At 70.6% G+C, this 23,341-nt stretch carries 22 protein-coding genes, 1 pseudogene and 1 riboswitch; of the genes and pseudogenes, 12 read left to right on the top strand and 11 right to left on the bottom strand.

The genetic code is table 11. The annotated features are described in order from the left end of the window. Nucleotides 1–4: 4 nt before the first annotated feature. Nucleotides 5–1,204, bottom strand: coding sequence for a 2OG-Fe(II) oxygenase (locus STVA_RS05975; RefSeq protein WP_123689888.1), 1,200 nt, complete (start codon nucleotides 1,202–1,204; stop codon nucleotides 5–7). Between the two features lie 276 nt (nucleotides 1,205–1,480). On the opposite strand from STVA_RS05975, the gene STVA_RS05970 reads away from it, so the two are divergent. From STVA_RS05970 to parA, 5 genes are read left to right on the top strand one after another with little or no spacing between them, the layout of a single operon-like run. Next, a complete protein-coding gene (locus STVA_RS05970) occupies nucleotides 1,481–3,817 on the top strand; it encodes a xanthine dehydrogenase family protein molybdopterin-binding subunit (protein ID WP_123689502.1) in 2,337 nt (778 codons plus the stop codon). Beyond that, nucleotides 3,814–4,614 (top strand): 3'(2'),5'-bisphosphate nucleotidase CysQ, encoded by an 801-nt coding sequence (gene cysQ, locus STVA_RS05965; protein ID WP_245978294.1) that lies wholly within the window; start codon nucleotides 3,814–3,816, stop codon nucleotides 4,612–4,614. The genes STVA_RS05970 and cysQ overlap by 4 nt, the downstream gene beginning before the upstream one ends. Beyond that, nucleotides 4,611–5,474, top strand: coding sequence for a hypothetical protein (locus STVA_RS05960; RefSeq protein WP_123689503.1), 864 nt, complete (start codon nucleotides 4,611–4,613; stop codon nucleotides 5,472–5,474). The genes cysQ and STVA_RS05960 overlap by 4 nt, the downstream gene beginning before the upstream one ends. Then, nucleotides 5,429–6,427, top strand: coding sequence for a hypothetical protein (locus tag STVA_RS05955; RefSeq protein ID WP_123689504.1), 999 nt, complete (start codon nucleotides 5,429–5,431; stop codon nucleotides 6,425–6,427). Before STVA_RS05960 ends, STVA_RS05955 begins: the two co-directional genes overlap by 46 nt. Next, a complete protein-coding gene (gene parA / locus STVA_RS05950) occupies nucleotides 6,424–7,086 on the top strand; it encodes a ParA family partition ATPase (protein WP_123689505.1) in 663 nt (220 codons plus the stop codon). Before STVA_RS05955 ends, parA begins: the two co-directional genes overlap by 4 nt. Before the next feature lie 10 nt (nucleotides 7,087–7,096). On the opposite strand, the gene STVA_RS05945 is transcribed toward parA, so the two are convergent. The 5 genes and pseudogenes from STVA_RS05945 to STVA_RS05930 all read right to left on the bottom strand — a co-directional run bounded on the left by STVA_RS05945 (nucleotide 7,097) and on the right by STVA_RS05930 (nucleotide 11,533). After that, on the bottom strand, nucleotides 7,097–7,870 hold the full coding sequence (locus tag STVA_RS05945; RefSeq protein WP_123689506.1) for an ABC transporter ATP-binding protein: 774 nt from the start codon (nucleotides 7,868–7,870) through the stop codon (nucleotides 7,097–7,099). Beyond that, nucleotides 7,867–8,433 (bottom strand): FecCD family ABC transporter permease, encoded by a 567-nt coding sequence (locus STVA_RS28530; RefSeq protein WP_420822814.1) that lies wholly within the window; start codon nucleotides 8,431–8,433, stop codon nucleotides 7,867–7,869. The genes STVA_RS05945 and STVA_RS28530 overlap by 4 nt, the downstream gene beginning before the upstream one ends. Before the next feature lie 154 nt (nucleotides 8,434–8,587). After that, nucleotides 8,588–8,839 (bottom strand): annotated as a pseudogene (locus STVA_RS28525) (iron chelate uptake ABC transporter family permease subunit); the annotation flags it as partial. After that, on the bottom strand, nucleotides 8,836–9,648 hold the full coding sequence (locus STVA_RS05935; protein ID WP_170216434.1) for an ABC transporter substrate-binding protein: 813 nt from the start codon (nucleotides 9,646–9,648) through the stop codon (nucleotides 8,836–8,838). The pseudogene STVA_RS28525 and the gene STVA_RS05935, both read right to left, overlap by 4 nt. Beyond that, a complete protein-coding gene (locus tag STVA_RS05930; protein WP_123689509.1) occupies nucleotides 9,635–11,533 on the bottom strand; it encodes a TonB-dependent receptor plug domain-containing protein in 1,899 nt (632 codons plus the stop codon). Before STVA_RS05930 ends, STVA_RS05935 begins: the two co-directional genes overlap by 14 nt. A 117-nt stretch (nucleotides 11,534–11,650) precedes the next feature. After that, nucleotides 11,651–11,865, bottom strand: a riboswitch (cobalamin riboswitch). 118 nt (nucleotides 11,866–11,983) lie between these two features. Here STVA_RS05930 and STVA_RS05925 point away from each other — a divergent pair. From STVA_RS05925 to STVA_RS05895, 7 genes are all read left to right on the top strand, one after another. Further along, nucleotides 11,984–13,132, top strand: a complete 1,149-nt coding sequence (locus STVA_RS05925) for an OpgC domain-containing protein (RefSeq protein ID WP_123689510.1) — start codon at nucleotides 11,984–11,986, stop codon at nucleotides 13,130–13,132. Continuing rightward, on the top strand, nucleotides 13,129–13,929 hold the full coding sequence (locus tag STVA_RS05920) for an SGNH/GDSL hydrolase family protein (protein ID WP_123689511.1): 801 nt from the start codon (nucleotides 13,129–13,131) through the stop codon (nucleotides 13,927–13,929). Before STVA_RS05925 ends, STVA_RS05920 begins: the two co-directional genes overlap by 4 nt. Further along, the gene (locus STVA_RS05915) at nucleotides 13,892–14,689 is read left to right on the top strand and encodes an SGNH/GDSL hydrolase family protein (protein ID WP_142235677.1); all 798 of its coding nucleotides are present in this window, start codon (nucleotides 13,892–13,894) and stop codon (nucleotides 14,687–14,689) included. The genes STVA_RS05920 and STVA_RS05915 overlap by 38 nt, the downstream gene beginning before the upstream one ends. Before the next feature lie 141 nt (nucleotides 14,690–14,830). Then, complete coding sequence (locus STVA_RS05910) at nucleotides 14,831–15,481, top strand: PRC-barrel domain-containing protein (RefSeq protein ID WP_123689513.1); 651 nt, start codon at nucleotides 14,831–14,833, stop codon at nucleotides 15,479–15,481. A gap of 150 nt (nucleotides 15,482–15,631) precedes the next feature. Next, nucleotides 15,632–16,411, top strand: a complete 780-nt coding sequence (locus tag STVA_RS05905) for an SDR family NAD(P)-dependent oxidoreductase (RefSeq protein WP_123689514.1) — start codon at nucleotides 15,632–15,634, stop codon at nucleotides 16,409–16,411. A 194-nt stretch (nucleotides 16,412–16,605) separates the two neighbouring features. Further along, on the top strand, nucleotides 16,606–16,965 hold the full coding sequence (locus STVA_RS05900; RefSeq protein WP_123689515.1) for a hypothetical protein: 360 nt from the start codon (nucleotides 16,606–16,608) through the stop codon (nucleotides 16,963–16,965). A 76-nt stretch (nucleotides 16,966–17,041) separates the two neighbouring features. Next, nucleotides 17,042–18,493 carry an amidase gene (locus STVA_RS05895; RefSeq protein WP_123689516.1) on the top strand — a complete coding sequence of 484 codons (1,452 nt, stop codon included), beginning with the start codon at nucleotides 17,042–17,044 and terminating at the stop codon, nucleotides 18,491–18,493. Here the strand turns inward: STVA_RS05895 and STVA_RS05890 are convergent. The 5 genes from STVA_RS05890 to STVA_RS05870 all read right to left on the bottom strand — a co-directional run bounded on the left by STVA_RS05890 (nucleotide 18,490) and on the right by STVA_RS05870 (nucleotide 23,340). Continuing rightward, nucleotides 18,490–18,741: a hypothetical protein gene (locus tag STVA_RS05890; protein ID WP_123689517.1), complete on the bottom strand. Its 252-nt coding sequence runs from the start codon at nucleotides 18,739–18,741 to the stop codon at nucleotides 18,490–18,492. The genes STVA_RS05895 and STVA_RS05890 overlap by 4 nt on opposite strands. A 63-nt stretch (nucleotides 18,742–18,804) precedes the next feature. Further along, nucleotides 18,805–20,160 (bottom strand): S8 family serine peptidase, encoded by a 1,356-nt coding sequence (locus STVA_RS05885; protein WP_123689518.1) that lies wholly within the window; start codon nucleotides 20,158–20,160, stop codon nucleotides 18,805–18,807. Between the two features lie 110 nt (nucleotides 20,161–20,270). After that, complete coding sequence (locus tag STVA_RS05880) at nucleotides 20,271–21,446, bottom strand: mandelate racemase/muconate lactonizing enzyme family protein (RefSeq protein WP_197735798.1); 1,176 nt, start codon at nucleotides 21,444–21,446, stop codon at nucleotides 20,271–20,273. A gap of 32 nt (nucleotides 21,447–21,478) precedes the next feature. After that, a complete protein-coding gene (locus STVA_RS05875; RefSeq protein ID WP_123689519.1) occupies nucleotides 21,479–22,414 on the bottom strand; it encodes an acetamidase/formamidase family protein in 936 nt (311 codons plus the stop codon). Further along, nucleotides 22,411–23,340 (bottom strand): DMT family transporter, encoded by a 930-nt coding sequence (locus STVA_RS05870; RefSeq protein WP_123689520.1) that lies wholly within the window; start codon nucleotides 23,338–23,340, stop codon nucleotides 22,411–22,413. The genes STVA_RS05875 and STVA_RS05870 overlap by 4 nt, the downstream gene beginning before the upstream one ends. Between the last annotated feature and the right edge of the window lies 1 nt (nucleotide 23,341).

Raw genomic sequence — 23,341 nt, 5'->3', positions numbered from 1 at the left:
CGATTCAGTTCCCCGTCGCTGCCTGCCCGGTGCCCGCTTCCGTCCCCCCCGCTTCCGCCCCTTCGGCATCCTTCGCGTCGTCGTCGGCATCCTCGCTGCGCGCGACCGGGACGACGAGGTGGCGGGTGGCGTCGCGGATCTTGGCGGCCTCGTCGTCATAGAGGAACGGCAGGGTCGCGTAGCGCACGCCCTCGGTCACCGGCAGCGCCTCGTGGACCAGCGAACAGGAGAACACGACTGCGCCGCCGGTCGGCGCGCGGTAGGTCCGCCGCCCGAACTCCGGGAAGCGCAGGTCGCCGCCCTTGTAGGCGTCGGCGTTGAGGTTGATCGTGACCGCGAAGCGGCGGTGCTTGGTGGCCGGCGAGGTATTGTCGCGGTGTGGAAAGAAAAAGCCGCGGTCGGCCCCGTCATAGCGCGCCACGATGTAGCGCTCGATCCGTGTCGCCCGGAACTGGAAGGCGCGGTCGATCATCGGCACCAGGCGCCGATGCAGCCGGTGCTGGATCTGCAGCATGATCTGCTTGTCGGTGATCATGCAGTCGGTCCGCCGCTTGCGCGACCGGTCGAGCACGCCGACCGAGCGGCCGTCCTGCGAGGTCATGTGGCCGGACGCGAAGCCGCCCTTCTCGTCGTAATAGTCGATGAGCTGGCGGCAGAAGGCGGTCTCGAACACCCGCGGCACGATCAGCACGGGTGCCGGCCCCGAGGCCCACTTGTCCTCGTCGATCCGCGGCAGCCGGTCGAGGATAGTCGCCAGCGAGGCCTCGTGCTGGGCGGTGTCCGCCAGCGCGATCCAGCCCATGCCGCGCAGCATGGGGTCGAAGATGATGGTCTGCGGCACGACGTCGGTCGGCTGGCCGCCGCTGTCGGCGCGGAACAGGCGGGCGATGTCGCCCGAGAAATCGTGGAACCAGCGGATGCCCGGCGTGCGCTCGACAAGGCGACCCGAGGCAAAGTCGGCCGGATCGGCGGAGACGCCGAAGAAGGTGATGTTGCTGTCGTCGAAGCGGTCGCGATGGCGATGCACGAAATCGACGAGCGCGCGCCCTTCCGGCGTCGACGCGCTGCCGAACAGGCTGACCACCACGAAACGGCCGGCGACCGTATCGAAGTTGAAGCTGGGATTGGAATGCGTCTTTCCGGCAAACCACGGTGCCGGGTCCCCCGGCCGCAGCCTACGTTCAGGTATTGGTGCTGTAGCCATGGCGTCTTCCCCCAAAAAGACGGTCGACGCCCCCCACGATACCGCGATCCGCAGGCCGCCCGCCCGCTTGGTGAAGCCACTTAATACCGATTCGCGACGAGCCGTGCAATCGGCGGACGGCGCGCCGGCACGACTTCGACCCTCATGGGAAGCGCGATGCGGGGAACCGCTGGAAGCGGTTGGCGGTCGCGCGGGCCGGCCCTATCATCGCAATTCAAGATCGCGCCGCGGCAAGTGCGGCCGGCACCGGTTCTGGGCGAATGAGGGAGCGGCACCATGGGTCAGTTCGGCATGGGACAGGCGGTTCGGCGCGTCGAGGACTTGCGCCTGCTGACGGGCAACGGCCGCTACACCGACGATATCAGCCTGCCGCGCCAGACGGTCGCCCACATCCTGCGCAGCCCGCATGCCCACGCCGTCATCAATTCGATCGACACGACCGCGGCCAAGGCGGCCCCGGGCGTGCTGGGCGTCTTCACCTGCGCCGACCTGCGCGCCGATGGCGTGGGCGACCTGCCCTGCCTGGCACCGCTGACCAGCATCGACGGCACGCCCTCGGTTTCGCCGCCGCGGCCGGCGCTGGCGGACGGCCGGGTGCGCCATGTCGGCGACGCCGTCGTCCTGATCGTGGCCGAGACGATGGCCCAGGCGCGCGACGCGGCCGAGCTGGTCGAGATCGACTACGACCAGCTTCCGGCCGCCACCGACACCGGCTCGGCCGGTGACGCCGACCAGCCGCAGGTGTGGGACCAGGCCCCCGGCAACCTCTGCTTCGACTGGGCCCAGGGCGACGAGGAGGGCGTGGCCCAGGCCTTCGCCAAGGCCCACAAGACGGTGTCTGTCGAGGTCGTGAACAACCGCTTGGTCGTCAATTCGATGGAGCCGCGCGGCGCCATCGGCGACTTCCAGAAGGGCGACGGCCGCTACGTCCTGCATACCTCGTCGCAGGGGCCGCACCTGATCCGCTCGCAGCTGGCCGGCGCCATCTTCAAGGTGCCGGACCACCGGGTGCGCGTCGTCACCCAGGATGTGGGCGGCGGCTTCGGCATGAAGATCTTCCTCTACCCCGAGCATGTGCTGGTCACCTGGGCGGCCAAGAAGGTCGGGCGGCCGGTGAAGTGGATCAGCGAGCGCCAGGAGGCGTTCCTGTCGGACACGCAGGGCCGCGACAACGTCACCCGCGCCGACATGGCGCTCGATGCCGAGGGGCGGTTCCTCGCGCTCAAGGTCGAGACGCGGGCCAACCTCGGCGCCCATTTGTCGAACTTCGCCCCCTACATCCCCACCTATGCCGGCACCGGCATGCTGGCCGGCGTCTACAGCACGCCCATCATCCATGTGCGGGTGAAGGGGCTGTTCACCCACACCACCCCCGTCGATGCCTATCGCGGCGCCGGCCGGCCGGAAGCGGCCTACCTCGTCGAGCGGCTGGCCGACGTGGCGGCCGATGCCATGGGCATCAGCCCGGCCGAGATCCGGCGGCGCAACTTCATTCCGGGCGCCCTGATGCCGTTCCGCACCGCGCTCGGCATCACCTATGACTCCGGCGAGTTCCAGCAGAACATGGAAGACGCCCTCAAGCTCGGCGACTGGGACGGCTTCGAGGCGCGCCGTGCGGCGGCCGCGACCAAGGGCAAGCTGCGCGGCATCGGGCTTGCCACCTATATCGAGCAGTGCGGCGGCGGCGAGGACGAGGCGGCCACGGTGCGCTTCGACCCCTCGGGCTCGGTCACCGTGCTGGTCGGCAACCAGTCGAACGGCCAAGGCCACGAGACCGCCTATGCCCAGATCGTCGCCGACGCCCTGTCGGTGCCGTTCGAGAGCGTGCGCGTGCTGCAGGGCGATTCCGACGTGGTCTATTTCGGCCGCGGCACCGGCGGCTCGCGGGCCCTGCCGGTCGGCGGTTCGGCGGTGCAGCGCGCGGTCGAGAAGATCGTCGAGAAGGCCAAGAAGGTCGCCGCTCACATGATGGAGACGGCCACCGCCGACATCGAGTTCAAGGACGGGGTGTTCCAGATCGCCGGCACCGACCGCAAGGTCGGCATCCAGGAGGTGGTGCAGACCGCCTTCAATCCCGGGGCGCTGGGCGATGTCGAGCCCGGCCTGTCGGAAGTGGCGCACTTCACCCCGGCCGGCGCGACCTTCCCCAACGGCTGCCATGTCTGCGAGCTGGAGGTCGATCCCGAGACCGGCAATGTCGAGATCGTGCGCTACACCGTGGTCGACGATTTCGGCCGGGTGGTGAACCCGATGATGCTGGCGGGCCAGGTGCACGGCGGCATCGCCCAGGGCGTGGGCCAGGCGCTCTACGAATCGACGGTCTATGACGGCGGCTCGGGCCAGCTCGTCACCGGGTCGCTGATGGACTATGCCCTGCCGCGTGCCGACAACCTGCCGATGGTGCAGTTCGCCTGGAACGTCGTGCCCTGCCGCAACAACCCGCTCGGCGTGAAGGGGTCCGGCGAGGCCGGTGCCATCGGCGCGCCGCCGGCGGTGATCAACGCCATCGTCGACGCGCTGCGTCACCTGGGCGTGAACCATATCGACATGCCCGCCACCCCGCAGCGGCTGTGGTCGATCCTGCAGGGCGCGAAGAAGCAGCAGGCCGCTTGAGCGCGCCGGTTGCCATCGACGGGGCGGCGTTCGACGCCGCCCCGTTGCTGCCGGCCCTGCGCGCGATCGCTGCCAGGGCCGGCGACGCCATCCTCGGCGTCTATCACGGCGACCATGGCGTCCGCGCCAAGGCCGACGCCTCGCCGCTCACCATCGCCGACGAACTGGCCGACCGCCTGATCGTCTCGGCCCTGCGCGAGTTGACCCCGGAAATCCCGGTCGTGTCGGAGGAGACGGTGGAGACGAGCGGCCCGGCTGCCGCCGGCGCCCGGCGCTTCTGGCTGGTCGACCCGCTGGACGGCACGAAGGAGTTCATCAAGCGCAACGGCGAGTTCACCGTGAACATCGCGCTGGTCGAGGACGGGCGGCCGATCGCGGGGATCGTCCATATCCCGGTGCTGGAGGAATTGTTCGCCGGGGCCGTGGGCGCCGGGGCCACGCTCCAGCGCAAGGGCGGCGCGCCCGAGCCGATCCATTGCCGGCCGACGCCGCCCGAGGGGGCGGTGGTGATGACCAGCCGCAGCCACGCCGACAATGCCGAGCTCGACCGCTTCCTGGAGGGCAAGGCCGTCACCGAGCGGCGGATCGCCGGCAGCGCGCTCAAATTCTGCCGCGTCGCCGAGGGCGTGGCCGACCTCTATCCCCGGTTCGGCCCGACGTCGGAGTGGGATACGGCCGCCGGGCAGGCCGTCGTCGAGGCGGCGGGCGGGCGCATGACGATGCTCGACGGAACCCCCTTCCGCTACGGCAAGGCGCCGGGATTCCTGAACCCCGGCTTCATCGTCTACGGGCGATGATCGTCACCGCGTGGGATCGACCGGCCGGTCGCCTGCTGGCGGGCCTGCTGGGATCGCTGGCGGCGGTGGGAGAGGCAGGGCCGGTACGGGTCCTCGTCCCCGATGCGGCGGCGGCAGAGCGGGTGGGCCGGTTCACGGCCCCCGCCGACACCACCGCGATCGTCGCGGACTTCGTCGACCAGCCGGGCAAGCTCGCCTATGACGGGTTGATGCCGCGCCTGCCCCAACTGGTCGGCAGCGACGGCGGCCCGGTCACCTGGCTCGATCCCGGCACCTGGGTGCAGGAAGCGGGCGCGATCGCGCCGATGCAGGAGGGCGCGGCCGGGGGTGCGCTGGTGGCAGCCTTTCCGATCGACCGCGGCTACCGGTCGATGGCGTCCGACACTTCGCCTTGGCATGTGCATCGCGCCGCCATCCACCGCGCCTATGGGCCGAAGATGGCCGAGCATACCTGGACGCGGCCGGCGGTCGAGATCGGCGTCTTCACGCTGCGCGGCGACGCCCGCCACTGGCAATTCTGGCAGGCGGTCCGCGACGAGGCGGTGCAACGCGGCGTGACGCCGGGACCCGGCCTTTTCAGCCTGTCGGCCGTCACGCTGCATATGGCCATCTGGCGCCACCAACTGCCGCTGGCACCGCTGCCGGCGCGCTGGAACTGGCTCTGCCATCTGGGCCGGCCCATGCGCAACGGCCGGCGGCTGGTCGAGCCGGCTCCGCCCTACGATCCCATCGCCATCCTGCACCTGTCCGGGCCGGAACCGGGGCGTCCGGCCGCGATACGCGACCGGGCCGGCCGACTGTACAAGACGAACCTGTGCTTTCCGCCGACCTTCGAGCCATTGGCGGAGCCGCCCCCCTGACCCCGCGCACCATCATCGTCACCGGTTGCGACCAGCGCCAGTTCAGCCTGGCCTGGGGTCTGCTGCGATCGCTGACGCGCAATGGACTGCACCGGCGCCATGCGCTGGGATTCATCGATGCCGGGCTGACGGAGACCCAGCGCCGCGGGCTGCCGCAGGATGGCATCGCCATCGCCCGGGCCGGCTGGGACTTCGACTTCCCCACCCGCAGCCATCTGGAGCGGATCGCACCCGGCCTCTGCGCGCTCTACGGCAAGCTGCGCATGCGCGAGCTCTTTCCCGGCTACGACATCTATGTCTGGCTCGATGCCGATACCTGGGTCCAGGACCCGGGCGCACTGCCGGTCATCGTCGAGGAGGCGGCCCGGACCGGGTTGGTCGCCGCATACGAACTGGATCGCGCCTACCTGACCGGCCGCATCGGCCGGGTCATCTGGTCCAAGTACCGCGACTGGTACGGCGAGGCCTTCGGGCCCGAGATCGCCGCCGACATGTACCTGAAGCCGATGCTGAACGTCGGCGTCTACGGCATCGCCGCCTGGGCGCCGCACTGGTCGGTGTGGGAATGGCGCTATCGCTCCGGCCTGCAGGCGCAGCAACTTGGCCAGGAAGCGTCCATCTTCATGACCGACCAGTTGTCCTTGAACGTCGCCGTCCACCACCACCGGCTGCCGGTCGCCCTGCTGCCCGCCAGCTTCAACTGGCTCTGCCACCTGGCGCCGCCGATGTGGGATGCCGAAGCCGGCCACTTGGTGGCACCCGCCCCTCCGTACGAACCGGTGCGGATCGTGCATCTGTCCGGATCGGCGAAAACCAAGCCGCCGCTGCTGCCCGGCCGGAGCGGCGGCTATTTCACCACTTCGCTTCGATACCCGCTGCAGGTGGAGCCGGCCCCGGCCGACCAGCAGCCGGCGGAAACCGCGGCAGACGAGGATGAGGAGGTCGAGGCATGACCGGCATGATCGTCGCCGTCGCCCAGCAGAAGGGTGGGGCGGGCAAGACCACCTTCACCGCGCACCTGGCCGCCGCCTGGGCCGCCGCCGGGCACAAGGTGGCCCTGGTGGACGCCGACCCCCAGGGCAGCCTGACCGCCTGGGGTGCGTTGCGCGAGAGCCAGGGCGGCCGCTGGCCGGCCATTCCGGTCGAGGCCGCCAGCGGCTGGCGGGCAGACACGGTGGCGGGGAAACTGGCCGGGCGGTACGACCTGGTCCTGGTCGACACCCCGCCCCATGGCGAGATCGACACCCGCTCGGTCGTACGGGCGGCGCGCCTGGTGGTCGTGCCGGTGCAGCCGACCCCGCTCGATGTCTGGGCGACCAGGCCGACCCTGGCGCTGGCCAAGGCCGAGGGCCGGCCCGTGCTGGTGGTGCTGAACCGGGTGCCGGCGCGGGCCGCCCTGACCCTGCCGATGCGCGAGGCCATCCTGGCCGAGGGCGCGCGGCTGGCCAAGGCCGGGCTCGGCAGCCGCGTCGCCTTCGCGGCTGCTTTCGGCGAAGGTGCCACCGCCGTCGAGACCGCCCCCGGTAGCCGGGCGGCGCAGGAGGCCAATGCCGTCGCCCGCGAGGTCCTGGCTTTGCTGCGCGCCGACGAGAAGAACGAAAAGAAGAAGTAGCCGCGGGCCGTCAGCGCCGGCGCCAGGGCAGCACCCACATGGCGCCCTCGTGCGTGCCGGCCAGCGCCTCGACCCGATAGGCGCGGGCCAGCCAGTCCGGCGTCAGCACCGCGTCCGGCGGCCCCTCGGCCAGGATGCGGCCGCCATCCATCAGGGCGATCCGATGGGCGAAGCGCGCGGCCAGCGCCAAGTCGTGCAGGACCGCCACCACGGTGCGGCCGGCATCGGCCTCCCCCCGCAGGACCTCCATCACCTGGAGCTGATGGTGGGGATCCAGCGCCGCCGTGGGTTCGTCGACCAGCAGGAGTGGTGCCGCCTGTGCCAGTGCGCGGGCCAGCAGCACGCGGGCACGTTCGCCACCCGACAGGCGGTCGACCGGCCGTGCGGCCAGACCCTCGACCCCGGCTGCCGTCATCGCCCGGTCTATGGCGGCGCGGTCGCCGGCCCCCTCGCCCGCCGCGAAGCCGATATGAGGCAGCCGGCCCAGGGCCACCACCTCGCGCACGGGCAGGCCCCAGGCGATGTCGCGCTGCTGCGGCAGGTAGGCCACCATCTGCGCGCGAACACGCGGCGGCACCGCCGCCAGATCCTGCCCGGCGGCCATGATCCGGCCCTGCCAGGCGATGGCACCGGCGACCGCCCGCAGCAGCGTCGTCTTGCCGGCGCCGTTCGGCCCGACCAGCGCCAGCAGGCAGCCGGGGGGGACGGCCAGGCTGGCGTCGACCACGACGGGGCGGCGGTCGAGCGCGACCGAGACCCGGTCGAGGACAAGGGCGGCCGTCATTGCCGGCCCAGCGACAGCAGCAGGACGAGGAAGAAGGGCGCGCCGGCCAGCGACGTCACCACCCCCAGATGCAGTTCGGTCGCCGTCGGCACCAGCCGCACCAGGATGTCCGCGACGGTCACCAGCAGCGCCCCGCCCAGCGCGCTCGGCAGCAGCAGCCGCGCCGGGCGATGACCGCAGAGCGGCCGCAGCAGGTGCGGCACCACCAGCCCGACGAAGCCGATCGAGCCCGCGACCGAAACCGCCGCCCCCACGGCCAGTGCCGTGCCCGACACCACCAGCCAGCGCAGGCGGCCAACCCGCACGCCGAGGCTGGCGGCCGTCTCCTCCCCCAGCGTCAGCGCGTCCAGCCCGCGGCCGCTGGCCAGCAGCATCGCCGCCCCGATCGCCATGAAGGGCAGCGCATGCAGCACGTCGGCATTGCTGCGGTCGCGCACCGAGCCCAGCAGCCAGAACAGCATCTCCGACAGGGCATAGGGGTTGGGCGCGAGATTGAGCGCGAGGGCCGTCAGCGCCACGGCGAAGCTCGATACCGCGACCCCGGCCAGGACCAGCGCCAGCACCCCGCCGCCCGGCCGGCCAGCGCCAGCACCAGGATCGCCGCCACCCCTGCCCCCGCCATGCCGAGCAGCGGCAGGCCGGCGGCCAGGCGGCCGCCAGCCCGAAATAGAGCGCGATCACCGCACCCAGCCCGGCACTGGCCGAGATGCCGACCACCCCCGGTTCGGCCAGCGGGTTGCGCAGCAGCCCTTGCAGGGCCGCCCCCGCAAGGCCGAGCGAGGCACCGACGGCCAGGCCCAGCACGGCCCGCGGCAGGCGGATCTCCTGCACCAGCGGCGCCGCCTGCCCATGGCCGAACAGGCCCGCCACCAGGTCGGACAGCGGCAAGGGCACATAGCCGATGGCCAGGCTGGCGCTGGCCGCGACGGCCAGCAGGGTCGCCAGGGCGAGGGTCGGGGTGCCTTTCATGGCGCCGCCGCCAACCGGCGCAGTTGGTCGACGGCGCCCCGCATCCATGGGCCGGGACAGAGCCAGGTGGCGGTCGCGACCGCCCCCACGCGCATCGGCGGCGACAGCCGGGCCAGGGCCGGATGCACCAGCACCGCCTGGGCGCGCGAGGACTTCACCGCCATGTGGTCGTCCACCACCAGCAGGCCGGGCGGGCGGGCGACCAGCCGCTCCAGCGGCATGGTGCCCCAGGCGCCGATGCCGGCCAGGGCGGCCGCATTGTCGAGCCCGGCCGCCGCCAGCGCCGCGTCGACCAGCGTGCCACGGCCGGAGACGAAGCCGTTCGGGCGCCAGACCAGCGCCGTCATGGTCGGCGAAGCGGCGGGCGGGGCGAAGATCGCCCGGAACGTCGCCGCCAGGTCCCGCCCCCGCTGCCCCTGGCCCAGCGCCTGGCCGACCGAATCGATCATGGCGGCCACGCCCGCCACATCGTCCGGGCTGGGCAGGGCCAGGACGCGGAACCCCATGCGCTCCAGCAGCAGGTTGGTGCGCCGCTGCTGGAAGGCGCCCGACAGGACGAGATCGGGCCGGAGGCGCATCACCTCCTCGGCCGTGCCGCGCAGGATGGGGATGCCGGCGGCCTCCGGCGCCATCACCGACAGGGCCGGGTCGGCCGCCAGCGGCCCCAGCGCCAGGATCTGCGCGCGGTCGGCCAGCGCCAGGGTCAACTGGTCGGCGCAAAGGTTGATGCTGACGACGGTGGGCGCGGCGGCCGCCGCCACCGACCACCCCAGCGCCAGCAGGAGGGCCGCTGCCCTAGAAGGCGACACGCAGGCCCACATAACCCGACCGGCCGGGCGTGGCGAAGCCGTAGGTCTCCTCGAAGTTGGCATCGAACAGGTTCACCACCCGGCCATAGACGGCTACGCCGTCGTCCAGCCGGTAGTCGAGCCGCAGGTCGGCGGTGACGAATCCGCCCGCCTGGGTCCCGGCACCGAAGCCGCTGTCGCTGGTGCCCCGCATGCGCACCGTGGCGCCGACGCTGGCCCGCTCGACGAAGCGCCAGTCCAGCGCGATGGCACCCTGATGGATCGGCACGTCCTTCAGCCGGGTGCCGGTCCGTGCGTCCTCGGCATTCTGGTAGGTGTACTGGGCCCGCATGGTCAGCGTGTCGTCGAGCCGGGCCCGCACCTCGCCCTCCAGCCCGCGGGAGCGGACCTTGTCGACGTTGAGATAGCCGCCAAACGCGAAGGGGCAGCCGGCGGGGGCCGCACGGGCGAAATCGAAGCGGATCTGGTCGTCGATGCGCGAATCGAACCAGGTGCCGCTGACCGTCACGCGGTCGCCGGCCAGGTACTGGTCGAAGCCGACGTCCCAGCCGCGGCTGCGCTCGGCCTTCAGGGTGCGGTTGCCGATGCAGGGATCGGACAGTTCGAACAGCGACGGCGTGACGAAGCCGGTGCCGTAGCTGGCCCGCAGCTTGGTGTCGGTCGGCGCCACCAGATAGGCGCCGGTCACCCGCCAGGTGGTGGCGCCGCCGAAACGGTCATGGTCGTCCTGCCGGACGCCGGCCGTCAGGTTCAGACCCTCCAGCGGGTTCAGGCGATACTCGGCGAAGGCACCCAGCGTGCGGGCGCGCGCGTCGATGCGCGCGAATTCCGCGCTGCCGAGTGCTGCCGGCGTGTCCTGGTCGAGCCGGTCCCATTCCCCCTCGGCGCCGAAGGCGATGGCGTGGCCGGGCGCCAGGCGGATATTGCCCAGATAGTCGAGCTTGGTCTTGGTGCCGTCATAGCGGTCGCCCAGGCTGACGTTCTGGCTGCCCTTGTAGTCGCGCTGGTGGCTGGAATGGGACAGGCCGAGCTGGCTCGTCCAGCGGCCGTCGAATGCGTCGAGCCGGGTCGTGCTGCGCACGAAGCGCTCGCGCTTGGTGAAGTACTGGTCGATCAGGTCGGCATTGCTCTGGTCATAGTCGACGCGCGCCTCGCTCTGCGACAGCCACAGGTCGGTGCGCAGGCCGGGGGCGATCTCCATGCCCACATTGGCCCGGCCCGACCAGGTCTCGTGCCCGTCGCGCTCGCGCCCGCCCCGCGCCTTGGGGAAGGACGAGAAGCCGTCGGTGCGGAAGCCGAAGGCCGACGCGCCATAGGTGAAGCGGCCGACCGTGCCGCGCACCCCCGCACTGGCCTCGGCCGTGCCCCAGGTGCCGGTCTCGACCGCGGCATTGCCCTCGAAGGGCCGGGTTGGCCGGCGGGTGACGATGTTGATCACCCCGCCCGAGGCATCGGCGCCATAGAGCGTCGATTGCGGGCCGCGCAGCACCTCGATCCGTTCCACCTCATCGACCGGGATGGTGCCGAACTCATAGGTCACCTGCGAGCGGCTGGGATCGCCGATCTCCACGCCGTCCAGCAGCACCAGGGTGTTGCGCACGCCCAGGCCCCGCAGCGACACGGCGGCCGGCGTGCCGATGCTGCCGGTGCGGCGGACATTGATGCCCGGCATCAGGTCGAGCGCATCCTCCAGCCGGCGGACCTGGCGGCGGCGTAGTTCCTCGCCGCTGATCTGCGAAACCGCGCTGCCGACGCTGTCGGCCGGCACCTCGACCCGGTTGGCCGAGACGATGATGGAATCGAGCCTTGCCGGCTCCTGGGCGCCGGCGGCCGACGCGTAGAGCAACAGGAATACGGCCGCGCTCGGCCCGGAACGATGGATCATGGTGCCCCCCGGCGCCCCGCCGCCCGGGCGGGGATCGACCGATCGCTGCGACGGGGGGCGGCCGGCCTGGCGGCCGGCCACTCCACGACACCCCGGGCACCCCGCCGCGGCGCGCGCAAACGACCTCCAGTGCCGGCAGGTCTCCTGGCTCGCGGGTCGTCGTATCCGGGTCCGCCTTCCCGGCGCCCCTTGGGGCGCCAGTGGCATGCTTGGACTCGGCACTCGCCGCTTACAGTTGCGGGGGCAGCCGCGGCATTGCCCGGACCATGAAGGCCCGGACGCACCGCGTTCCCTTTGAAACCCCGAAGGGTACCGGCCCGGGGACGCTACACCATCCGGCTGCGACCGCAAAGCCGCCCCCCGCCTGGGGCCGACCCGGCGCTTTGCGATTGCGGGCGGCCGGAGGGGCGCCCATATTGCCGCCCGACGTGGACGGCCGGAGCGGCACGGATGGCGAAAGCCGCAGACACGCGAAATCGGGATCTTCGGCTGGATTTCTTCCGCGGTCTCGCCCTGTGGTTCATTTTCCTCAACCACATGCACTATAATGTGCTTACCTGGGCGACCAATCGGAACTACGGTTTCAGCGATGCTACGGAGATCTTCGTCTTCATCTCCGGCTATTCTGCGGCCATCGCCTACGGGTCGGCGATGGACCGGCAGGGATTCCTGCTGGCCGCGGCGCGGATATTGCGACGGGTCTGGCAGATCTATGTCGCCCATCTCATGCTCTTCCTGGCCTTCACGGCCGAGATCGCCTTCCTGGCGCTGCGCTTCGACAACCAGATGTTCGTCGAAGAGATGAACGTGCTGACCTTCCTCGACGAGCCGCATGTCACGCTGATCCAGGCGCTGCTGCTGAAGTTCCGGCCCGTCAACATGGACATCCTGCCGCTCTACATCGTCCTGCTGGCGGCATTCCCGCTGGTGCTGTGGGCGGCGATGCGCCGGCCGGTGCCGGTCATGCTGGGCTCGTTCGTCCTCTACCTGCTGGCACGGCGCTTTGGCTGGAACCTGCCCAACTATCCGGGCGATGCCGGCTGGTTCTTCAACCCGTTCGCCTGGCAGGTGCTGTTCGTCATGGGCGCGGTCGCCACCCGCATGCCCGAGGTGCTGGTCTGGTTCGGGCGGCAGTTCCGCTGGCTGATGCCGCTGGCGGTCGCCTATCTGGTCTTTGCCCTGTGGATCGCCGTGTCCTGGAACGTGCCCGGCGTCGACGGCACGGTGCCGCAATGGCTGGCCCGCCTGCTCTATCCGATCGACAAGACATCGCTCGACCCGATGCGCGCCCTGCATTTCCTGGCGCTGGCCTACCTGACCGCCCACTGGGTCGGACCCAACGCGGCCTTCCTGTCGTCGCGCTTGGCCCGTCCGCTGGTCGTGTGCGGCCAGCACAGCCTGGCGATCTTCTGCGTCGGCACCTTCCTGTCCTTCACGGGCGAGTTCGTCCTGCTCGAGGTGGATGGCTCGCTCGCCACCCAAGTCGCGGTCGGTTGCGCCGGCTTCCTGCTGATGACCCTGCTGGCGGCCCTGCTGGGCTGGTTCAAGGCGGCCGAGAAGGCAAGCGCCCAGCGCCCGCGGCTGGCGGCGGCCCAATGACCGCCCGCCTTCGCCAGGCGGCCGGGGCCGCACTCATCCTCGTGCTCACGGCAGTGACCGGGGCATCGGCCCAGGCGCCGGCCACGGCGCCCGCCCCGATCCCGGCCCCGGCCGCAGCCATGAAGCGCGACTGCACCGCGCCCGAAGGCGCCCTGGAGACGACCGGGGAACTGCCGGTGGTCGCGGCCTTCAAGCGCGCCGGCAAGCCGATCAAGGTCACCATCGTCGGCTCGGCCTCGACCGGCGGCGCCGGCACCAGCGGCCCCGGCAAGGCCTATCCCTCGAAGCTGCCGGCCGCCCTCACCCGGACGCTGGGCGTGCAGGTGACGGTCGACGCGCATGGCCGCCGCGGCTGGACCAGCGAGGCGATGGCCGACGAGATGGCCGGCCTGGTCGCGGCCGACAAGCCGCAGGTCGTCATTTGGCAGACCGGGACGGTAGATGCGGTGAAGGAGGTCGCCCCCGAGGCGTTCGGCGCCGCGCTCATCAAGGGTGCCGACGCCCTGAAGCGCGCCGGGGTCGACCTGCTGCTGATGGACATGCAGTTCAGCCCGATCGGCAGCCGCCTGATCGACTTTTCCCCGTATCTCGAGTACATGAACTGGGTTGCCACCGGCACCGGCAGCCCGATCTTCCGCCGCCACGCGATCATGCGGGCGTGGTACGAGGAAGAGCGTTTCGGCGTGCCTGGCCGAGTCAAAGCCGAGCAGGAAGGCTTTGCCGACAACGTCCACGCCTGCATTGCAGAGTTGCTTGCCCGTGTCATCCACACAGCCCAGGACGCAGCGCCGCGTTGACGGCCTGCGGCGGGTCGCCGCGGCCGCCCTCCTCGCCATGCTCAGCCTCTCCACCGGCGCCGTTCCGGCCGCCGCCTGGAGCACGGACGAATGCGAGGTGCCGGAGGACCTGCTGCGCCTCGACGCCCCGCTGCCGCGGACTGCCAGCAAGCTGGTGCCCGGCGGGACGCTGACCATCGTCGCCATCGGTTCGTCCTCGACCTATGGAGCAGGCGCCAGCGATCCCAAGATGGCCTATCCCAGCCGCATGAAGCGGATGCTGTCGGCGGAGTTCCCGCAGACCAAGATCCGCGTGATGAACCGCGGCGCCGGCGGCGAGGTCGTGTCGGACATGCTGGCGCGTTGGGATCGCGATGTCGTCGCCCTGCAGCCGGATCTGGTGATCTGGCAGGTGGGCGCCAACTCGGCCCTGCGCGCCTCGATCCTGGGCGACTATGCCGACCGGCTGCGCGAAGGGGTGGCGCGGACCAAGGCGATCGGCGCCGACCTCATCTTCATGGATGCGCAGTACGCGCCCAAGGTGCTGGCCAAGCCGATGGCAGCATCGGTGCTGCTGGCGACCGACCAGGTGGCACGCCAGAATGGCATCGGCCTGTTCCGTCGCTTCGACATCATGCGCCACTGGGTGCAAGGCGGCGTGCTCACCTTTCCGGTGCTGCTCGACCCCGATCAGCTCCACCTGAACGATCGCGGCTATGCCTGCGTGGCCGCGGCGATGACCGACGCCATCATCCAAGCAGCGCGGCCGTTGACGGACTGATCCGCGCTCGCCGCGGATCGCGCGGGGCCGCGAACAAGCGGGAACGTTTTCACCCTTGCGGGGTTGAGATCGGCAGACGGGCGGCAGCCATGCCGGCCTGGGCTCCACCCCCCTGGAGCGTTCCCCTTTTCGAGGTGTCCGATGAAGATCCAGCTTGCCGCGGCGACGGCCGCGATCGCCCTGTTCGCCGGCGCGCCGGCCATCGCCGCCGACCTGTCGACCGACCCGGTGCTGTCGACCTCGGCCTCGTACGAGAACACGACCTCCAACCCGCTGAGCCCGTTGCAAAGCCGCCCCGGCGCCCCCTCCTCCGGCGAGCGCGCGAACGATCCGGGCGAGGGCATGCCGCCCCATTCGGCTGGCCTGCCGCCCACCAGCTATGGCCTGCCGCCGTCGAGCGCGCCCGTGTACTACACGCAGCCGACCTACTACGTGCCGCCGCAGCCGGTCTATTACCAGCAGCCCGTCTACTACCAGCAGCCGGCGACCACGATCGTCACCACCACCACCGCCCCGACCTACGTCGCGCCTGGCTACGTCACGCCGGCCGGCTACGGTGGCCTGATCGGCACCGAGGTGACGGACATGTATGGCAGCCGGGTCGGCCAGGTGACCGACGTGCAGGTGATGGCCGACAGCCGGGCGATCGCGGTCATCGGCCTCGGCCCGTGGGCCGGCCAGGTCGACCGCGTGATCGCGCTGCCGCTCGACCAGATGCGCCACACGACGCCGGGGCGCCTTGCCTACGGCGCCACCGCCGACCAGATCCGCGCGGTGCCGTCGTATCGGTAGCAATCCGGCCGCATAGGCCCGCATTCGAGGGGGAAGGCGCCCAACGCCTTCCCCCTTTTTCGTTGTCTGCGGGCAGCCTGGGCGGTTTTCTTTGGCGAGCCGGTGCGTCCTCGCCGATGATGGGCCAGAAACCGCATCGGGAGTGAAGCTATGGAAATCCGACTGGACGGGCGCGTCGCCCTGATCACCGGGGGCAGCAAGGGGCTGGGCCGCGCCATGGGCGAGATGTTCGCCACGTCGGGTGCGTCCGTCGTACTCGCGGCGCGCGGCGCCGAATCGCTGGAGACGGCGCGGGCCGCCATCGCCGCCAAGGGTGGCGAGGTGCATGTGGTGGCAGCCGACGTCGCCACCGCCGATGGCTGCAAGGCCGCCTACCAGGCGGCCGTGGATCGCTTCGGCCGTGTCGACATCCTGGTCAATAATGCCGGCAAGTCGAACACGGCGCCGTTTGCGTCTATCGACGACGCGACGTGGCAGGACGACATCGACCTGAAGCTCTTCGCGGCGATCCGGCTGACCCGTCTGGCTTTTCCCGCCATGTGCGAGCGCGGCTGGGGACGGGTCATCAACGTCCTCAACACCCATGCCAAGGCGCCGGGCCCGCGCAGCGCCCCCACGTCCGTCACGCGCGCGGCCGGGCTCGCCCTGACCAAGGTGCTGGCCAACGAAGGCGCGCCGCACAACGTCCTGGTCAATGCCCTGCTCGTGGGCCAGATCGACAGCGACCAGTGGACCCGCCAGCACGCGGCATCCGGCACGAACCTCACCTATGCCGAATTCCTCGCCGAGAAAGGCAAGGCCATTCCGATGGGCCGAGTCGGCCGAGCCGAGGAATTCGCGTCCGTCGCCTGCCTTCTGGTGTCGGATGCCGGCGGCTACGTCACCGGAACAGCCATCAACGTCGATGGCGGCCGGACGCCCATCACCTGACCCGACCACCGGCGGTATCCAGGCCACCGGCCTGGATACCGCCACTTGTGTGCAGTAACTTATTGACTGTCGCCTAGAAATTGCCTCAATTAAAGGCGTTACAATTAGACTCATTTCCAATGACACTCGGGCCAATGACGTCGAGTCGCCGACCTGCCGCCGGAACGATCGCCGCCGCGCCACGTTTGAGTGGGGTGAAGAGCCCCTCCATCGATCGCGCGACCGCGGAGCGGTCCCATACCGCCCATCTGGTCGCCCACCGCAACGCGAGCCCGGTCCTGTCGGTCGCATCGGGTGCGCGCGACCACACGCTGGGCCGCCCCGGCCGGCACCGCATCGTCAATCACCTGTTCTGGCTGCTCGTGCTGGCGCCGGCCGTGCTGGCGGCACTCGTGGCCGGCCCGCTGGTGGGTCTGGTGATGCTGCCGCTGCAACTCCTGGCGGCCATCCTGATCGGCACCGCCTTCGCACGGCGCCGGCAGTGCGGGGCGATGACCCTGGCTTCGCTGCCGCTGACGGCGCTGGCCATGGTGTGGGTGGCCACCAGCATCTGACGGCAGGCCCGGCGGCGCCTCGACACCGCCTCGACACCCCCGCTACGATGGCGCTCCCTCCGGAGTGTCCATCCCCATGACCGAGCCCTGCGATCTTTCCGCCGTCGAACTGCGCCGCCTGATCGGCGCCAAGCAATTGTCGCCGGTGGAGTTGATGGGCTCCTGCATCGCCCGCACCGAGGCGACCAATCCCGCGGTCAACGCGCTCGTCGCGACCGATTTCGAGTGTGGTCTGGCCGAGGCACGCGCGGCCGAGCAGGCCGTGATGCAGGGCGGCGCGCTCGGGCCGCTGCACGGCCTGCCGATCGGCGTGAAGGACCTGACCGACACGGCCGGCCTGCGCACCACCTATGGCTCGCCGCTCTTCCGCGACCATGTGCCCGAGCGGGACGAGCGGCTGGTGGCGGCGATCAGGCGGGCGGGCGGCATCGTCGTCGCCAAGACCAACACGCCGGAGTTCGGGACCGGCGGCAACACCACCAACGACGTCTATGGTGCCACGGGCAACCCGTTCGACCCGGCGCTGTCCTGCGGCGGCTCCTCGGGCGGCTCGGGCGTGGCGCTGGCGCTCTCGATGCTGCCGCTCTGCCACGGCTCGGACACCGGCGGCTCTCTGCGCAAGCCGGCCGCCTGGTGCGGCGTGGTGGGCTTCCGGCCGACGCCGGGCCTGGTCGCCTCCGAGCGCCGCCGGCTCGGCCTGTCGACGCTGGGCGTGCAGGGGCCGATGGCGCGCGACGTCGCCGACACCGCGCTCTTCCTCTCGGTTCTGGCCTCCGACGATCCGCGCGACCCGATGGCCAACCCGCTGCTGGATGCCGCGGCCGCAGCAGCCCTCGCCCGGCCGCCGGCCGTCGACCTGGCCCGTCTGAAGGTCGCCTGGTCCGTCGACCTCGGCTTCACGCCGATCGCGCCCTCGATCCGCCGCGTGTTCGAGGACCGGATGCGCCGCCTGACCGACGCCTTCGCCCGCTTCACGCCGGAGGACCCCGACTTCGAGGGCATCGAGCAGTCCTACCGCGTCGTCCGCTCGGTCAATTTCCTGGCCGCCTACAAGGCGATCTACGAGCGCAACCCGGCCGACCTCGGCCGCAACACGCGCACGAACTACGAGGAAGGGCTGAAATACTCCCTGGCGGACTTCGCGGCCGCCCATGCCGCCCAGACCCGGGTCTACCGCGCCTTCCAGGACTTCTTCGGCCGCCACGACCTGCTGATCGCGCCGACCCAGGCGATGTCCCCCTTCCCCAAGGATCAGCTCTATCCGACCGACATGGAGGGGATGAGCCTGTCGCACTACTTCGCGACGTCCGGCATCACCTACGCCATCTCGATGACCGGCCACCCCGCCATCTCGATCCCCTGCGGCGTCGACGAGAAAGGGCTGCCCTTCGGCCTGCAGATCGTCGGCCCGCGCGGCGGCGACGCCTTCACGCTGGGTGCGGCCCTCGCCCTCGAGAAGCTGTTCGCCGCCGACCCGGCCACCGGCCGGCCGATCCCGGATCCGGCGAAGTGGCCCAGCCGGCCCTAACCCCGTCGCAGGCCCGGTTCCGGAATGGCGACCGTCAAATCGCCGCCCTCCACGGATGCCACCCCGTCGATGCGCCGGAGATTGCGAACCACGGCACTCGGCCCGTTGCCGGTAATCATCCCAAGTGCCGGCAACCACTTGGATCGCTCGAGGCCGGCATCGGCTGCCGCCTGCATGATCGCTTTCACCTGCCTGTCGTCGGCCCGCGCATCTTCGGTGACGACGACGACGATCTCGCTCTGGGACATGGCATAATCTTTCGCTGCATCGCTGCGGCCTGCCCCGTCAAGGCCGCAGCGATTTTGCGCCTTCTAGGGAGCGATGGCGAGTCCCGAGCCGATGTCCTGAGCGCTGCCCGACAATCGCCGGGCGCTGGCCGTCAGCTTCGACCACAATGCCATGCCGCGAAGGCTGGGGTCTGCTTCCGCATGCAGGGCGGCTATCCCGGCCACATGCGGGGTGGCCATGCTGGTTCCGGAAATGGAACGATAGCGCGTCGGCAGGGGCCAACTCGAATGCACATCGACGCCCGGCGCCGCGATGTCGATGCCGCCTCCGCCCGCATTCACCCCGCCATTGGAGAAGTGCGCCACGGCCATATCTTGCGCGAGCGCCGCCACCGACATGATGGATACGCTGTTGGCGGGCGCGGACACCGGTTGCACCAGCCCCGGCCGGCGCGAGTCGTTGCCAGCGGCTGCGATGAGCAACGTTCCTGCCGCCAATGCCCGTTGACCGGCCGCCTCGTAGAAGGCAAGCGGGCCGTTGCCCGGCCGGATCTGGCTCGCCAGTGACAGAGACACGATATGGCACCCCTCGCCTACGGCCCAGTTGATGCCGTCCAGCACACTGCCGGCGGCACCGAACCCGCTGTTTGCCAGGACCTTACCGACATAGAGTTCGGCGTCGCAGGCGATGCCGAAGCGGGGCGGCACCGCAGCCGCCCGCGGTCCGCATGCCGTGCCGGCGCAGTGGGTGCCGTGCCCATTTCCGTCCTGGACCTCTTCGCCCTCTATGAAGGAGCGATGGATGATCGCGCGCGATAGAAAGTCCGGGTGCGTGAAGTCGATTCCGGTGTCAAGGACCGCCACGCGAATGCCGCGACCGGTGAAGCGCGATTGCAGCACCCGGGTCGCCTGAAGGCCCCAGGTCTCGCGGGCTTCGTCCCACGCGGCAGCCTGCGTGCTGGCAATGCCTTCGTCGTCTCCCAGGACCTTGGCAATGGCGTCGCGAACGCCGTCGCGGTAGCCGCGCAGGTAGGCCGCTAGTTCTTCGGATACCGAGCCGCCTGCACCGATGGCATACACGATCGGCTCCGGCTCCACCGACAGGATGCCGGCGTCGGCGGCACTCGACGCCATGAGTGAGCCCGCGGCACCGGGATCGACGTTGACAACCGCTATTCCGAGCCTGTCGAAGTAAACCCCACTGTCGGGGACGTTGGCTGCGGCCAGATCGTCGCGCGCGGTCGAGACCGCCATCTTGGCGCCGCCAAACTTCAGCACCGTGCGTACGGCCGCATCCGAGTCGGTCTCCGCAAATGTCACGATGTAGCGGCCTGTAACGCCAGATCCCGTACCGAAGGGATCCACGGGTTGCGCGCGCACCTCGTTGGCTGCGGCGGGCTGGGCCGACACCTGGGCGCGTCCCTTTCGAACTTGCCTCATGAGAACCTCCCGCGGATCCGCGCGCTCGCCATTTGCGAACGAAGGTCCGCGGGTATTTTCTACCTTATACCCCCATAACGTGCATAGCGGCTGACAAGGGCGACCCTCGCCTACCGTCTCCCCGACCGCGCCCGCACCGCCGCCTCGTTGACCTCGACGCCCCAACCAGGGCCGGTCGGCAGGTGCAGGTGGCCATCGCGGATGACGGGCGGGTTCAGGTAGAACTCGTCGCGCCAGCGGCAGTCGTCGACGTCGATCTCCATGATGCGGAAGTTCGGCACGGCGGCGGAGAAGTGGGCGCTGATCGCCGTCGACAGGTGGCCGTAGAAGTTGTGCGGCGCCACGTTGATCTCGTAGGCGTCGGCCATGGCGGCGATCTTCAGGGATTCGGCTAGGCCGTTCCACACCACGTCGACGATGGCGACGTCCATGGCGCCGGCCGCCAGGTAGGGCAGGAAGCCGCGGCGGCCGAACAGGGATTCACCCGAAGCGATGGGCGTGCGCACCTGGCGGCGGATGTGGGCCAGGGCGTCCGGCTCAAACAGGTCGATCTCGACCCAGGTCGGGTCGTGGTCCTCGATCGCCCGGGCCATGCGGATATAGCCCTCGGTGCGGAAGTTGAAGTTGAGGTCGAGATGCAGCCCGGCATCCTCGCCCGCCCCTTCCCGGAAGGCGCCCAGCAGCCGGTCGACCGCGCGCGTCAGCCCGCGGTCGACATTGATCTCCGGCCCCTCGCCGCCGCGCGCGAAGCCCGGCATGTGGAGGGCGGCCGCGCCACCGTCGAAGCGCAGGATGTTGGTCTTCAGCGAGCCGTAGCCCTTTGCCCGGACCTCGCGCCCCAGCGCCTTCACGTCGTCCAGGCTGGTGACCGGCGGCACGCCGCACAGCTCGGGATAGGTGACGCGATAGGTGCCGCAATGCGACCAGTAGAGCGGCAGGCGCTCGCGCACCGGCCCGCCGAACAGCTCGCACACCCGCACGCCCAGTCCCTTCGCCTTCACGTCGAGCAGCGCGTTCTCGATGGCGGCGATGGCCTGGGCGTTAACCCCGCCCGGCGCCTGCCGGGTCTGGGCGTAGAGCATGGCCGTGATCTTCTCGACCGGACGCGGGTCGACGCCGACGAGCTGGGCCGCGATCGCCCGGATGACGCCGGTCAGGCCGGCGCTGCCATAGTTCTCGGAATATTCCGACCAGCCGACGATGCCGTCGTCGGTCGTGACCTTCAGGAAGGAATAGGTTCGCCAACCGGCGTCGGCGTGCAGGTCCTCGATCGCGGCGATGCGCATGGGCGTTTCCCTCGTGATCTTCTTTTCTTGTCTCAGGCGCCGAGCAGGCTTTTCGCCAGCATGGCGTGGATACCCTTGTTGCCGTCCACCGTCTGCGTCACCCGCAGGTCGACGGCGAGGCTGCACAGCATGTAGGCCTGCTCGCGCGTGATGTTGGTGCGCTCGACGATGAGCTGGATCATCTCGCGCAGCGCCTGCTTGGCGGCGTCGTCCAGGTCCTCGTTGAGGCCGAGCGTGATCAGGTGGGTCGGCGTCTCGGCCCGCGGGAAGCGGAAGGTCAGGTCCTTGCGCACGACGAAGCGGAAGGTGCCGGTCATCGCCGTCTCCAGCGCCGTCAGGCAGACTTCGCCATCGCCCTGCACGCCGTGGCCGTCGCCGGTCGAGAAGTTGGCACCCTCGACCCAGACCGGCAGGTAGAGCGTGGCCCCCGCCCGCATCTCCTTCAGGTCGATGTTGCCGCCATGGTCGCGCGGCACGATGGTGTCGATGCGGCCCCAGGCCTTGGGCGGGGCGACACCCATGACGCCGAAGAAGGGCGCCAGCGGGATGTCCATGCCCCACGGCATCCGGGTGACGCCGGCCGCTTGGTCGATCGGATAGTGGGCCAGCGTCTGCTCGTGGAAATCCTCGGGCAGGGTGCCGCGCAGCGGGCGGATCGCCATCCAGCCCCAGTCCTGGCGCGGCTCGACCGAGAGGATCTGGATTTCCAGCACGTCGCCCGGGGTGGCGCCCTCGATGCGCACCGGCCCGGTCAGGATGTGGCCCGGGCCGCGCGGCACCTTGGCATGCACCGCGCGCAGCTCCGGCAGCACCTCGTAGGGGGCGGGCGGCATCACGTCCGGCCCGCCCGAGATGGTCTCGATCGTGACCGTGTCGCCGGACTGCACGGTCAGCACCGGCGGCAGGGTGGCGTCGAAGATGCCCCAGTGGCAGGTCTCGGGGCTGGACTTCAGGTGGTGATGGGTCATCGGGCAGCTCCGGGTCTGAGGGTGGAGAGACTGACGAGGACGGCGCCGCCGATCACCAGGCCGGCGCCGAGCGCCAGCGACAGCGTGACCGGCTCGCCCAGCGCTACGGTCGAGGCGACGACGCCGACCGCCGGCGCGGCAAGAAATCCCAGCGAGGTGACGATGGTGGGCAGCGCCCGCGACACGGTGGTGGTGGCCCAGGTGCCGGTCGGGCCGACGATGATCGCGACATAGGCGAGCGGCACGAGCGCGGTGGCGGACCAGCCGACATGGCCATCCGGCTCTGCCACCATCGCCACCACCGTCAGCAGCAATGCCGCCCAGGCCATCTGCCAGGGCAACACCTGCAAGGGCGACAGATGCCAGCGATGGACGCGGGCATGGACGATGGCGAGCGACCAGGAGAGGGCTGCCGCCAGCAGGAACAGGTTGCCCAGCAGCACCCGCCCGTCCGACCAGTCGAGCGCGGCCGGATTGAACAGCACCGCCACCCCAGCGATACCGCTGACGAGCCCGGCCAGCCGCCAGGCGCCCAGCCGCTCGCCCAGAAAGAGGGTGCCGATCGGCACCAGCCAGATGGTGGTGGTGTAGGCCAGCACGACGGCCCGGCTGGCCGGAACGTAGCCCAGGCCAAGATTGGCCAGCGTGAAGAAGCCGGCAAGCTGTCCGGTGCCGACCGACAGGATGATCGGCCAGTCCGCCCGTGCCGGCAGGGCGGCCCGGCCCAGCACCACGACCATCGCCAGGGCGGCGATGGCGCTGACGGCCGCCCGGGCGGCCGCGTACCAGACCGGGGTGGCATCCGCCAGGCCGTTCTTCATTGCCGGCCAGGCGGTGCCGAACAGCACCACCGCCAGGACCAGCAGGGCAACGGCCTCGGTGGTGCCGACGGCGCCCTTGGCCGGCGCCGCCGCCCCCTGGCTCAAG

This window comes from Stella humosa (genome assembly GCF_006738645.1).
GTDB classification, from domain to species: domain Bacteria; phylum Pseudomonadota; class Alphaproteobacteria; order ATCC43930; family Allostellaceae; genus Allostella; species Allostella humosa.
The sequence above is the reverse complement of the archived record's forward strand: the minus strand, read 5'-3'. Positions and strand labels throughout refer to the sequence as shown.